The following is a 13,636-nucleotide window of genomic DNA, read 5'->3' on the forward strand; positions in this document are numbered from 1 at the left end:
CCATCGGAGAGATGAATGAAACGATTGACACTGGTTGCACTGCTCATCACGGCAACCCAATTGACTGGTTGCATCGGCATGGCAGAGTTTGTTGCTGAAAACGCCATGGCCCCTGCCTCCAATGTAAGCCAGGCCGAGTACAACGTGCTGGCCAATGCGCGAGTACAGACGACACCACCCAACATCAGGGCCTTTGAGTCCGCCAAAAATGGCGACCCCTATGCGCAGTTTCTCTACCAGGCCATGAGTAATTGGCAAAACACCTTCAGAGGCTTGGGGGGCTCCGCAAAAACACCGCAAGAGCAGGCCGCGTGGCTGACTGAGACAGAAGCCGGCAAGGATCTGTTTATCCGTAAGTTCATGGAATTCCAGAGCCAGGCCGAAGCCGAAAAATCCTGGCGCGACCATCTGGCCCAGCAACGGGAGGCGGCAGCACTCTCCCGGACATTGGCGAATACACTACCCAACGCTCAGAGCGCTCAACGATCAGAACCAAGGCGCCTGGTCTTAAGCACCGGAAACAAAACCAGGGTCAGTTATATCAGCACGGCAAGTGCCAGCTACACCTTTGAAGGGCGTGATTACCAAGCCTATGACCAGCAATTGCAAGCGCTTTTGCAGAGCGTAAGGGGCCTGATGGGCGGGCGTGGCGACTGGCTTGCCTATGATCAGGCCCAGGGTGATGGCGGCCATATCATTCGCTATACCTATCGCTGGCAGGAAGGTGGCATGCGCACCGATTTTCACGAACTGGCACTGGCGGTTAATGCCAGTGCCCCCAGCGAATGGAGCCCCGATTTCAGCATCCTCTTGAGTGTTACCCTGACCCAGGTCGACAGCGTAACCGAGGGCGCCTACAACTGGCGGCGCACGGCCCAGTCCACCGAGGCCGCAACAGCCCCGCCGGCAACGAAACAGGTGGCGTCGTTTTTGCTCAATAGCATAAACGTGCAGGCCACACCCCCAGCGCAAAGCTCAGCCGCGCGCCGTGCGCAGCATACCCAGGCGGCAGCCGAAATGAATCCTCAGCGGCGCATCGATCGCTTCCACTTTCAGCCTTGGGTACCGCAGGTGAACCTCGACCGCTGCAGTGGCAGCCAGTCCAAATCGAGTTGCCAGGGCACGGTGCACTTCGACGACGGCGCGCGCTTCGAGGGAATGCTGCAGCTCTACAGCCACAAGGGCCTCAATCACCTCTTTATGCATAAGGGCAAGCTCACCTGGGCGGGCGGCGAGGTGGCCGAAGGCGTGATTCGGCCCGACCAGCCCTTCAAGCTGGAAAAGAGCGACTTCCACTTCCAGTCCGCCGATATCAAGCAAGGTGACAGCCCACTCTATATCCGTCACCAGGGCGCGCACTGGGCGCCCAATCTCGAAGCGGGCGGTGTCTTCAGCAACAAGGCATTGCGACTTAATCCGAGCATTCGCGGCTTCGCGGTGCTGAACGGCGTCACACGTTTCACCACCCCTCAGGCCGAGTCGCCGTCGGCAGGCATGATCTACGATCTGTTGACTCGCGACAGCCGGGTGGGGTCGTTCTTGGGTCTCGTGTCGGCCGAGAAGCGCGCCACGGGGTACCGGCCAGATGACAGGAACACCTACGCCTTTTCGATCGATGGTCCTTACAAAGACGCCTTCCTGGTGCGCGACCAACGTGGGCGCATCCTCGCCATCGAACACTACATCAAGGGTAAACAGGTGGCGGAATTTCCCCTTGCCGGGTTGAAGGTGTGTCAGGGTCTGAAACTCGGTTTGGTTGCCCCTGGCCCGCTGGGAGAGAGCGGCGAGTGGCACGCGGCGGATTGCACCGCCCAGGGCGAGCGCAGCTATCTGCGCCTCGCCGTGGAGAGTCTAGCTGCCCATCGGGCGACGCTCTCGCTGCTCCAGGTGCAGGGTACCTGGCAGGGTAAGCGGTTTGTACCCAACAAACTGTCCCAGCTGGAAATCGAAGAGGGCCTTGTCAGCGCGCTGCGCCAGGTGACGGGTGGCTGGCAGCGGGTGGGCAAGACCTGGCAGCTGGCGGGGGATGCGCGTTGCGTCTACGATGTAGATTCCCAAGATGAATACGCCGACCGATCCGAGCCAGCGCCGTGTCACTTCGCCAACGGCGTTCAGGACGACGCGGCGTACCGGGACCGGGCGCAAACCGCCGAGCGGGGTACGCAGTACTGGCGCAAGACCTACTGCACAGAACTCTACGACCTAGCCTCGAAGGCTTACTACCGAACACTGGGCAGCTATCGAGACTATTGCCAGCGGGATCTGGCCTACTTTGGCCGCCGCATCAACGACTGGTCCAAGTACTATTACAGCTGGTTGATCGGCGGTAGCCCGGAGAAGGACTTCAAGGGGCAGTTGGCCTGCTACGATCGCAAACTCAACAGCGCGACAAAGGCACGCCATGGCGACGGCTCCCTGGATGAGGCCGAATTCGCGCTTTGGGCATTCAATGTGCGTCTTGAAGATGATCCGGGACTCGCCTACTGCGAGTTGGGGCCGGTCGAAGAGCGGATTGCTGAGACTCAGCGCATGCAGCAGGCCATGCAGGCCGAACGCGACGGATTTGCCTCGACGCGCGACACCTATCGGCGCATGGGCGATCAGTACCGGACAGCCAAGGCCAACAAGCAGAGGCAGATGAGCCTGAACCTCAACAGCTACATCGTGAACCGCCTCTCCAACATCGGCAACGACGCCCGCGCCGCCATGAACCAGGCGACCGGGTGGACCCGGCCGTGGATGGCCGAGGCGCTCGCCAACGACGCGCGCCAACGCGAGGCGGAGGTGGCGGCAATGCAGCAGCGGGCTCAGAGTTGGCCGCAGCGGGCGCCTGAGCCACCCGCGCAAGCGATTAGTAAGCCGAAATACACGCCGTTGGGCGCGGGGGTCAATAACAAGATCGTGATCAATGGCCCCGGCTACGCCTGCTACGACCCTGAGAACCGCAACTGCAAGCACGGTGAGACCATCGTCCCGGATGGCAAGGGAGGCTGGAAAACGCTCGATGGCAAACCGGTGGGTCCGCAGGATACGCAAACCACCACGGCCGCGCTCGATCAGAAATCCGCGCCAACTGTTCCGGCTGTCGCACCAGCCAACGGTCGCCCCGCCGGCATGGAGCGCGAAGGGTTGCCCGGGAGTGGTCGTGCTTCGCCTGCAGGGGGTGCCACGGCACCCAGTGCCGGCGGAAAGGTGGCGCTGGCCGCCTGCTGGCAAAATTCGGCGAAGCTCTGGCTCTGTGATGGGCCCAACCAGAATCTCGTCACCGGTTACAAGACGGTCGAGGAGGCCATGAAGTTAGTCTCTTGTCCTGGGGGCGGCTACGTGGACACGATCGTCGGCAGTGGCGGGTTAAGTGGCAAGCGGATTCAGATCTATCGCTGCGGGAGAAATCTCGCTTCCTATGATCGCGATATCCGCATGAAACCCGACTACGGTCGGCTTCCTTATTGAGTCGAGATCATTCGAGTGCCCCGGTGGCTTGACGCCGGGGTGCTCGTCTCAATCTTCAAGATAGGTGTAACCTCTGAGTCCGGCCCCAAATTCACCGAGAAGCTGTTGTACCTCTGCGGTGAATAGATCAGTCGCGTCAGCACAGCATCCTGGATGCAACCGGTAGTTTTTGGGCTTACTGATTTCGCCCTATGACTGCGCACCCCGCGAATGGAGGCCCGATTTCAGCATCCTTTTGGGCGTTACCCTGTCCCAGGTCGACAGCGTAACCGAGGGCACCTACAACTAGCGCCGCACGGCCCAGCGTTAATCCTGAAACTCATTTAAAAACAGAAAATTTAGGTGAACTCTAATCTCGCCTAGAACACAGCCTGCGTCATTAAAAACAACGTTTCGTCACTAAATGGCGACCGCTCACAGCGATCACCACTCGTACTTGTTTGGCTTTTCACTGCAAAAGAAGAGGTTGACGCGCCGCGATAACGACAATAGATTCAACACTCATAACTAGAGTGACGGACACCTGAGGAGGGGTCATGCTGAAAGTCGGTGATAAAGCGCCGGAGTTTGCACTGCCTAACGCAGATCTAGAGAAATCAGAACTCGGCGACTACCTGGGTAAAAAGAATCTGGTGCTCTATTTCTATCCTAAAGACAACACGCCAGGCTGCACGATTGAGGCCTTAGAGTTTTCTGATCTGATGGATGAGTTTCAGGCGGTAGCGACGGATATTCTCGGCGTCAGCATGGATAATTGCCTGAGCCATGGTGACTTTCGGGACACCAACGGCCTCACGATAGGCCTGCTCGCCGATATCGACGGCACGCTCTGTCAGGACTATCACGTCTGGCAGGAGAAAGAGGCCCATGGCGAGAAGCGCATGGGCATTGTGCGTTCAACATTCATCATCGATAAGCAGGGAATCATCCAGCACGCCCTGTATGATGTTAAACCGAAGGGACATGCCCAGAAGATCTTGGAGTTAGTCCAGGCACTCTGACCCCCATCCGAGCCGATCAAACAGCTCGGTTATTTCACTGTCAGGGCAAGATTGCAGCGATAAGAGTGTGCCACTGTAAGGATGAATAAAACCAATATCTGACGCCATCAACAGCAGACGATAGACACCAAACTCATCACGAAATAGCTGATTATGCTTACCATCCCCGTGGGTGGTATCACCCACAATGGGATGGAAGATATGCTTCATATGCTTGCGTATCTGATGCATCCGCCCGGTTTCTGGCGTGACCTCCACCAACGAGTAACGTGCCGTACTGTACCGCCCTACTGCAAAAGGCAGTTCAACCGTGGCCAGTCTGCGATAGGATGTCACCGCTTGCTGGAGAGGCCGCCCCTCCTCTTCCTGCAAGGGATAATCAATCCGATCCGATTCACAGATAAACCCTCTCACCACCGCCAAGTAACGCTTTGATACGAGTCGTTGTTCAAACAACCCCACCAAACGACGTGCGGCATCGGAATCCAGGCCGAACACCAGAACACCCGACGTTGGACGGTCCAGGCGATGCACCGGATAGACTCGACGGCCGATCTGATCACGTAACTGCTGCAGTACAAACTGGGTATCTTCTGAGATGCGAGTTCGATGCACCAGCCTGCCTGCCGGCTTATCGATGGCAACGTAGTGATCATCCTGATAAATAATTTTAAGTTCACCCATCAGTACATGTTACCTGTTTCCAGGCCGGCTTTGCGGTTAATATCACCCCTAGGTAATATGCTAGGGAGATGCATCCAAGCCTAAAAAATCATGAAACTTCGCACCCAGATACTGCTGTTCTTCTTTGCCTTTGCACTGACACCGCTGCTGATTGCCGTGGTGATCAATCTGCCATTGGTGCTGGAGCGCATGGATCTGTTCTATCAAAAAGCCCATCTACAAAATCTGCGCGCCGACTTCAGAGATCTCGACCAGCACCTTGCCAGTCGTCATGAGATGGTGCGACTGCTTGCAAAATTACCTGAACCAGGCGCTGTATTGGGACAAAAAGGCGAGGAGAACAGTAGCGACAACATTGATTTGGCCCGGACACGCTATCTCCAGTGGATCAATCAGATATTGCGCGAACAATTAGATATTGTTCAGATTGTCTTCCTTGATCAACAGGGTGACGAAAAGTTCTGGCTGGATCGTAATCTTGAGGATCAATCCTGGCGCCCCACCATCCAACGACCTACCCGCGCCTCACCTGAACTGATCAAAGCGGCATCACAGATAGACCCAGGGGGCGTACTGGTCAGTGCATTAAGTGTCAATCCAGAGGCCGGCGCACTCGACCCCCGACACTTCATGAATCTGCGACTGATCACCCCGATATTTGGTCATGACTCCAAACAAGCCATTGGCGCTGTCATGCTTACCATCGATGTTGGTGGAATTGCGCGCTCCTATCGCAATACCTTTTGGGTCAATAGCGACGGTCGGTTTCTGGAGATTCCTGATCCCAATGCACAGACCGGGAACGCCTTCGAGCGCTACCCTGGACTCGCATCACTGTTTACCGAACAGAAACCTGCACTCTGGAAAGGCGCAAACCAACAGATTATGTGGGTACCTATGTTCCGAACTGAGCAGGCCCAATCCCTCTGGGTTGGTCGACTGGTTGATCCCTCGCCTATTGCTGAATTTCGCTGGACACTCACACTCCGCGTTCTGAGCATTGTCTTTCTTTTGATGTTTGCCACCTGGCTCGCTTCTCGCTGGTTGGCAAAACGGGCTGAACGTCTGAGTCGTGAGCTTATTGATGGTATCCAGAAGATTCTGGAAAATGAGGAGCACGTTGCCTTCAACTGGAAAGGCCCCCAGGAGTTAAAACGTCTGGGCGCCAATCTCTCCCGACTGGCAGAGGAACATGGCAGGGCTTCCAGGGAGCTGCGCGTTCATGCCAGGGAGCTGGAGGAGTCCAATCGCTACAAATCCCAGTTCCTGGCCAATATCAGCCATGAACTAAAAACCCCCCTCAACTCAATACTCCTTCTCTCCAAGCTGTTGGCAAATGCCAAGCAGGGTCTTACGGAAGACCAGCTCAAACAGGCCAAGGTAATCAACGAAGCAGGGGCCGATCTTCAGGCCTTGATCGATAATATTCTCGACCTCTCCCGGATTGAAGCACGACGTACTCCACTCAATCCTGAAACGGTACAGATCACACCGCTTCTGCAGAGCCTGAAAGAACTGATCCAGCCACAATTCGATGCCAAAGGCCTCGTCTTAACCCTGCATATCAATGACAAGGCGCCACAACAGATCACCACCGATCCAGACAAACTGCGTCAGATCATCAAAAACTTCCTCTCCAATGCAGTGAAATTTACCGCCCAGGGTGAAGTCAGCATTCAACTTGACCCGGCCGCAGAAAACCGGGATTTCGTGCTGCAAATAAGTGTCACAGACAGCGGAATTGGCATCCCTGTGGAGAAACATGAAGAGATTTTCGAGGCCTTCAAACAGGCCGATGGAGCCACTAATCGCCGTTATGGTGGCACAGGTCTTGGCCTCACGATTAGTCGGCAACTTGCCCGACTGCTGGGCGGTGATATCACGCTGCACAGTACACCGGGGCAGGGCAGCCAGTTCAGTTTGTTACTGCCACAGGAACTCCCTACTCAAACCGAAAACGCTGAGTCAATCCGCCTGGAAAGCAAGCGCCCCTCTATCACTGCCGAGATAGAACCGACTACAAACCAATATCTCGGCAATCATCCTTTATTGGTAGTGGATGCCAACCTGAAGAATCTGTTGCAACTCACACCCATGTTGGAGCAGTCTGGCCTGCGGGTAACCGCTGCCGAGGACGACAATGAGGCTCTGGAGGCGATGGCAGAGGAGAAATTTGCCTTGGCCTTGATCGACATCACTCTCCCCTGTGACAACTGCTGTGATACGATCAGAACAATAAAGCAGGCACAGCAGATTCCTGTCATCGCCATGATTTCGGGTGAAAACGACGAAACCATGGAAAAGTGTTTGGCGGCAGGCGCCGATGCCCTGTTGCAAAAACCGATTAATACCGGGCAATTGAATGGTCTGCTACTCCAATTTCTACCTTCAGAAGCAGTCGAAACTGAATGATGAATCGCTATAGTGGATTTACACTCCTGGCCGTGGATGACCACGAACACAACCTCTTCACGCTGCGCACCTTGGTGCAACAGCATATGGATGTGACCATCCTCGAAGCAACCTCAGGCCAGCAGGCGCTGGATATCGCCTTGAGTGGCGCCCCGATCGACCTGATTATACTTGATATACAGATGCCCGAGATGGATGGCTTTCAGACGGCATCGATGCTGAAGATTCGCAAGAAGACACGAGACATCCCCATCATCTTCCTCACCGCTGCCTTTAAGACCCAAGAGTTCCAGCAAAAAGGTTATGAGGTCGGTGCCGTCGATTATCTACTCAAGCCCATTGATGACAACCAACTCATCAACAAGATCAGTACCTACTTTAGGTTGATTGAAAAAGAGCGGTCACTCAATCTAATACTGGAGCAGAAAGTTGCCGAACGTACGGCTGAACTGGCCCATGCAAAACAGCATCTGGAAAACATCATCACCTATATGGGCGAAGCACTGCTGGTGCTGAATCCCGATGGTAAAATTATGGAAGTTAATCCAGCCCTGCGAAAGATGCTGGGATACAGTGACGAAGAGCTTTTAGGCATGGGTATCGGGGATATCTTTGAAGAAGAAGAAGACGAGCAAGCCGGTGCTTTTATGGGTACTTGGCTGGAGGCGTTGATTCGGGTTGGCGCACTAAACAAGATTGAAGCACGCTTCATCACCCGTGATGGAAAGCGCATCCCGATACTTTTCTCTCGTACGGCGGTAAAAAATGAAGCGGGAAAAATCAGCGATATCTTATGCATTGCCAAGGATATGACAGGCTATATCCGGCAGGATGAGTCATCAGGCGATAATACCATTGACGCGGATGCACTCTCTTGAGTTGTAACAGGAGTTAATCATGAGCGATCCAAACGAACCCATTGTAGAAAATGAAGATACCAGCCTTACTGCGAATGCACTGAAGGCGATGGCCCACCCTTTACGGTGGAAAATCCTCTGTTCACTGGGGGATGCCGAATTGTCGGTCGGCGAGATTGTTGAACGCACAGGCACATCACAAAGCAATATATCGCAACACCTGGAGCAGTTGCGTAACAAAAATATTGTCGTCTCCCGTAAAGAGGCCAATCGCATCTACTACCGCATCCGCAATGGCCAATTACTGACGCTGATAGGCACCATGCGTACCGTGCTTTGCCCCGCCAATCTGGATGAGCGATATCCAAAAGACGAAGAGTAGTAGTCCCGTTTCAGGCTAGGCAATCAGTAGGCGATTCCGGTATTCTTGCAGGATGACACCCCAGCAATATTACCAGCATCAACTTGAGCAATCTGAAGTGATTGCCGACCCAGATCAAGCGGCCGCCGTCACTGAACTCCAATCGCTCTACGACAGGCTTCTTCTGCCAGTGACACCGGCACCAGAACCCGACCTGTTCAGTCGATTTCTGAAACGTAAAAGCACCCTTCAACCCACACCGGTAGCGGGCGTTTATCTATGGGGCGGCGTCGGAAGAGGAAAGACCTGGCTGGTTGATCTCTTCTACAACCAACTCCCCTTTACAGAAAAAATGCGGGTGCATTTCCACCACTTCATGCGTGATACCCATGAGGCGCTAACCCGCCATAAAGGGGTAAAAAATCCGCTCGAAAAGGTAGCCGAAGAGCTGGCATCCCGCACCCGCATTCTCTGTCTGGATGAATTTATTGTGACCGATATTGGGGATGCCATGATTCTGGCCCAGCTCCTCAAGTCACTGTTTGATCGAGGAGTTACTCTGGTCACCACATCCAATACCGAACCTGACAACCTGTATAAAAACGGCCTGCAACGCAGCAGCTTTCTCCCCGCAATTGATTTGATCAAGCGATTTACACGGGTCATAAAACTGGATGCAGGCACTGACTACAGACTGCGCTATCTGGAACAGGCTACGGTCTATCACTCACCGCTCAGCCCCCTCGTCAAAGAGCGGCTAAATGACGAGTTCGAACACCTCGCCCCTGAACCTGGAGAGAGTGGTGGCACCATCACCCTTTACGGGAGAGAGATACCGGTCAAACGGAAGGCCGATGACCTGATCTGGTTTGATTTTCTCTCAATCTGTGGGCCACCGCGTAGCCAGGCTGATTATCTGGAGTTAGCGCGCTGTTACCACACAGTAATGATCTCGGACATCCCTTTACTCACATCAGATCATGATGATGCGGTAAGGCGTTTCGTTTTTTTAATTGATGAATTTTATGATCGGGGTGTCAAACTGATTATCAGTGCAGCGGCCATGCCGCAACAGCTTTACCTCGGTGAGCGCCTTGCTTTTGAATTTGAACGGGCGGTGAGCCGCCTGCAAGAGATGCAGTCACTCGAATACCTGTCGAGGGAGCACAAGGCATGAATGATGAACTGATCGAGTTACAAAACCGCATTGCCTTTCAAGAGGATGCCATTCACCAGCTGACCCTGACGGTCAGTCAGCAGCAGAACCAGATCAATACCTTAAAACTCGCCCTCCAGGAATTGCACAAGCAGATGCGCAACCTGGAACCCCCTGAAGATGGCCATGGTGGCCACGAAATCCCACCCCACTACTGATCTCGCTCCAGCCTGACCTACCCACCGTTTAAATGAACGGGGGTGGTTAAATATCTTGACATGCGAATGATAATGATTATCATTCGCTTCAGAATAAGGCAATTGGAGAGACAACATGCGATGCATCATAGATGCCTGGCTGGAACGGCGTGATCCCTGCTTACGCCTGCTTGATGCCGATACAGGGAAAGAGATCCTACGTTGTGGCACTGGCTGGATAATACCGCTGCTGGAGAGCGGCGAACTCTCACTGGATGATATCCAGGATGAGGGGCTCAGCTACGGCGAGCGGCTTGGGCTCTCCCTAGAGGGGTCTACGGCGTGTGCGATCTGAAGAAAAAATATTTTATACCGCCACAGACCAAACCCTGTCGTCGCTTGAAAATCTGGGAGGTAGACAGAAGTTACCACTGCGCCATACTCGGCACCTGCCTGACACTGTCTGAACTCCATAAGATCATTCGGCAATCCGGTATCATCCTGGCCCCCAAGGCCTCTGATTACGACGCACACCGAGCCTTGGTCTCAGTTTCTGGACAGGAGGGTCGCAGTGCACGCCTGCTCACCCGCTTACTGGATAAAAAGTACCAGCGCACCGTAGTCCAGTTGATGCGTCTTTCAGACGACAAGTCACTCCACAGCGTTTGGCAGAACGCCATGAAATCGGGTGATATAGCCGGCCATTTCTGGGCCCTCGTGACACACCCGCTGGTCGGTGAAACACTCATGGATCAGATTTATGGGGAAGTCCACATGCTCTCCCACCTGGTGGGGGCCTCAAATAGGGCGGACCTGAAGCGACTGGCGTCTCTGGAAGAACGCGTCGCCTTTTTAAATAGAGGCTACGCGAATAAGACCAACATCAGCCTTGCGCTGATCCCACTGAGAAGCTCAGCCTGTCCGCCTTTGCCAAAGAGCTCTCTAATATCACGACCAATTAACACTGAAAATGATCGGAAATCATTATGAAAAATGCAGTCAATGACCACACAAATTGCCGGTCACCAGGCCATACCTCCGGCCTGATTCTGGCCACACTGATTACAGCCGGCATTCTACTGACCGGGCTGTCCAGCTTCTAATCCGCAAAATGCCCCCACCGTCAATTGGAACAATTGTCCAATGGTAGCGGCGATTCTGCGACTTATTCTTTAACCATTATTTAAAACAATCTCACAAGGGGAACACGTGAAAAAGCACACGCTAGCACTCTCACTACTGACCATTTTGGCTCCACCCATAGCCAGTGCGGACAACCTTTCAGATGCCTTCAAGAATGGCACCGTAAGTGGTGACCTGAATCTTTTTTATAAAGGGATCGACAACCGTACCACCTCGGACTCAGGCTACGGCACAGGCTTCCTCGGCCTTAAATATGAAACCGCTCCTTTGAACGGTCTACAGCTGGGGCTGGCCTTTCGCCACGGCAGTGAGATTGATGAGGATAATCCAGGCGATTCCGACGAAGGAGTGGGCACCCTCGTGACGGAGGCCTATATCAGTTATCAAGGTGATCAGTTTGGTGCCAAACTGGGTCGTCAGGAGATTGACCTGGAGTGGGTAGCGGACTTCCATGAAGCCATTACCGTTACCACTAGCGCCCTGCCCAATACCGATCTGACCGCCGGTTTCAGCCGCAGTTTTGCGGTAGCCAATGAAGATGAGCTTAATCACTCATTTGCCGACATCAGCGATGATGGGGCCTATTTCCTGGATGCCAAGATCACACCTATGGAAGGGTTAACGCTGAACCCCTACTATGTCCATGAAGATGAGATCTATAATGGGATCGGCCTTAAAGTCGAGTATGAGCACACCTCAGGTCTTGGTATCACCGCCCACTATGCAACATCTGATGTTGATGTAGCGGGTGAAAATGATGGCAACATCCTCCACCTGGAGCTACGGGGAACACTGGGCGGGCTTGCACTCAAGGCCGGCTTTATCGACACGGATAAAGACGGTGGCGTGGGCCATTTCACCGACCTGGGTGAAAACATCAAACCACTGGAAGAGGGTAACCAGGTCTACGTAACCGACGCCGAGACATTATATCTCGGCGCTGAGTACACCTTTGGATCTGCCACCGTGGGCCTGATGGTGGGCAATACCGATTATGCTGGTAATGCCGATGAGCGTGAGATTGACCTAACCCTGGCCTATGATCTTTCCAGCCTAGCTGACAATCTAAGCCTGAACATGCTGTATGCCAATATCGACGCCAACAGCAGCAGCGCCGACTACGAAAAGTTCACCCTGATGCTCAGTTACGGCTTCTGACAAGTCGAAAAAAACCCAGCCACTTAAATGGCTGGGTTACAGTTCATCTTGTTAATGACCCGTAAGCGATCAATCACTACCCCAGCTTTTTCCCTTCACCCCAGGGCTATGATAGGCCTCACTCAGTTCATGAACGGCATCAACCAGGACACCCGCATGTTCCGGGTTTACATCCGGATGAATACCATGACCGAGATTGAAGACATGCCCAGGTCCGTGACCATAGCTCGCCAACACCCGGCCGACCTCCTCACGAATACGTTCGGGTGCCGCATAAAGGATACTGGGATCTACATTACCCTGTAGCGCAACCCGATCTTTCACGCGTACACGGGCATCGGCCAGGTCAGTGGTCCAGTCAACTCCCAAGGCATCGCAACCGGTTGCCGACATCGCATCAAGCCACTGGCCACCACCTTTAGTAAACAGAATCACCGGCACCTTGCGCCCGTCACTCTCCCGCACCAGTCCTTTGACAATCTTGTCCATATAGGCCAATGAAAACAACTGATAGTCCCGAGGACTGAGTACACCACCCCAGGTATCAAATACCATTACCGCCTGTGCACCAGCCGCGATCTGTGCATTCAGATAGCTGATTACAGATTCGGCCACTTTTCCCAAAAGGGTGTGCATCAGATCCGGACGATCAAACATCATCTCCTTCACCTTGGCGAAGTTCTTGGTGCTGCTCCCCTCAACCATGTAGGTGGCCAGCGTCCACGGGCTGCCAGAAAAACCGATCAGGGGAACACGGCCATCCAGTTCACGGCGAATCGTGCGTACCGCATTCATTACATAGCCCAGATCATCTTCCGGGTCAGGCACGCCCAAGGCGTTTACAGCGGCTTCATCCTGTACCGGATGCTTAAATTTTGGTCCTTCTCCCTCGGTAAAATAGAGCCCAAGACCCATCGCGTCGGGGATTGTCAGGATATCGGAGAACAGAATCGCGGCATCCAGAGGAAAGCGCTCCAGCGGCTGCAGGGTGACCTCACAGGCCAGCTCTGGATTCGTGCAGAGATCCATAAAGCTACCCGCCCTGGCACGCGTTGCCTTATATTCTGGCAGATAGCGGCCGGCCTGGCGCATCATCCAGACGGGCGTCTTATCTACGGGTTCACGGAGCAGGGCTCGGAGAAATCGATCGTTTTTCAAGCTGGACACAGCAGGTTTCCTTTTTAGACACAATGAGACACACCGGCCTGCGTTGC

At 54.1% G+C, this 13,636-nt stretch carries 13 protein-coding genes; 10 read left to right on the forward strand and 3 right to left on the reverse strand.

Going from position 1 to position 13,636, the window contains the following annotated elements; genetic code table 11:
- Positions 1–15 precede the first annotated feature (15 nt).
- Complete coding sequence (locus FHP88_RS04815) at positions 16–3,453, forward strand: hypothetical protein (protein ID WP_144357879.1); 3,438 nt, start codon at positions 16–18, stop codon at positions 3,451–3,453.
- A 48-nt stretch (positions 3,454–3,501) separates the two neighbouring features.
- Here the strand turns inward: FHP88_RS04815 and FHP88_RS19510 are convergent, their stop codons facing one another.
- Entirely contained in the window at positions 3,502–3,612 is a 111-nt protein-coding gene (locus FHP88_RS19510; RefSeq protein WP_186297611.1) for a hypothetical protein, read from the reverse strand.
- Between the two features lie 377 nt (positions 3,613–3,989).
- On the opposite strand from FHP88_RS19510, the gene FHP88_RS04820 reads away from it, so the two are divergent.
- Positions 3,990–4,454 carry a peroxiredoxin gene (locus FHP88_RS04820; protein ID WP_144357880.1) on the forward strand — a complete coding sequence of 155 codons (465 nt, stop codon included), beginning with the start codon at positions 3,990–3,992 and terminating at the stop codon, positions 4,452–4,454.
- On the opposite strand, the gene FHP88_RS04825 is transcribed toward FHP88_RS04820, so the two are convergent.
- Positions 4,437–5,138: a pseudouridine synthase gene (locus FHP88_RS04825; protein ID WP_144357881.1), complete on the reverse strand. Its 702-nt coding sequence runs from the start codon at positions 5,136–5,138 to the stop codon at positions 4,437–4,439. The genes FHP88_RS04820 and FHP88_RS04825 overlap by 18 nt on opposite strands.
- 90 nt (positions 5,139–5,228) lie before the next feature.
- On the opposite strand from FHP88_RS04825, the gene FHP88_RS04830 reads away from it, so the two are divergent.
- The 8 genes from FHP88_RS04830 to FHP88_RS04865 all read left to right on the forward strand — a co-directional run bounded on the left by FHP88_RS04830 (position 5,229) and on the right by FHP88_RS04865 (position 12,422).
- Positions 5,229–7,550, forward strand: coding sequence for a hybrid sensor histidine kinase/response regulator (locus FHP88_RS04830; RefSeq protein ID WP_144357882.1), 2,322 nt, complete (start codon positions 5,229–5,231; stop codon positions 7,548–7,550).
- The gene (locus tag FHP88_RS04835; protein ID WP_144358235.1) at positions 7,550–8,428 is read left to right on the forward strand and encodes a response regulator; all 879 of its coding nucleotides are present in this window, start codon (positions 7,550–7,552) and stop codon (positions 8,426–8,428) included. The genes FHP88_RS04830 and FHP88_RS04835 overlap by 1 nt, the downstream gene beginning before the upstream one ends.
- 19 nt (positions 8,429–8,447) lie before the next feature.
- The gene (locus FHP88_RS04840) at positions 8,448–8,789 is read left to right on the forward strand and encodes an ArsR/SmtB family transcription factor (RefSeq protein ID WP_144357883.1); all 342 of its coding nucleotides are present in this window, start codon (positions 8,448–8,450) and stop codon (positions 8,787–8,789) included.
- A gap of 52 nt (positions 8,790–8,841) precedes the next feature.
- Positions 8,842–9,945 carry a cell division protein ZapE gene (gene zapE, locus FHP88_RS04845; RefSeq protein WP_144357884.1) on the forward strand — a complete coding sequence of 368 codons (1,104 nt, stop codon included), beginning with the start codon at positions 8,842–8,844 and terminating at the stop codon, positions 9,943–9,945.
- A complete protein-coding gene (locus tag FHP88_RS04850; RefSeq protein WP_144357885.1) occupies positions 9,942–10,142 on the forward strand; it encodes a SlyX family protein in 201 nt (66 codons plus the stop codon). The genes zapE and FHP88_RS04850 overlap by 4 nt, the downstream gene beginning before the upstream one ends.
- Positions 10,143–10,257: 115 nt before the next feature.
- Positions 10,258–10,476, forward strand: coding sequence for a hypothetical protein (locus FHP88_RS04855; protein WP_144357886.1), 219 nt, complete (start codon positions 10,258–10,260; stop codon positions 10,474–10,476).
- Positions 10,464–11,111, forward strand: coding sequence for a hypothetical protein (locus FHP88_RS04860; RefSeq protein WP_144357887.1), 648 nt, complete (start codon positions 10,464–10,466; stop codon positions 11,109–11,111). The genes FHP88_RS04855 and FHP88_RS04860 overlap by 13 nt, the downstream gene beginning before the upstream one ends.
- A gap of 219 nt (positions 11,112–11,330) precedes the next feature.
- Entirely contained in the window at positions 11,331–12,422 is a 1,092-nt protein-coding gene (locus FHP88_RS04865) for an Opr family porin (RefSeq protein ID WP_186297612.1), read from the forward strand.
- A 69-nt stretch (positions 12,423–12,491) separates the two neighbouring features.
- Here FHP88_RS04865 and hemE read toward each other — a convergent pair whose 3' ends face one another.
- Complete coding sequence (gene hemE, locus FHP88_RS04870) at positions 12,492–13,589, reverse strand: uroporphyrinogen decarboxylase (RefSeq protein WP_144357889.1); 1,098 nt, start codon at positions 13,587–13,589, stop codon at positions 12,492–12,494.
- Positions 13,590–13,636: the final 47 nt, after the last annotated feature.

Origin of the sequence: Sedimenticola selenatireducens (assembly GCF_007625115.1) — a bacterium.
Classification (GTDB): Bacteria; Pseudomonadota; Gammaproteobacteria; order Chromatiales; family Chromatiaceae; genus Sedimenticola; species Sedimenticola selenatireducens_A.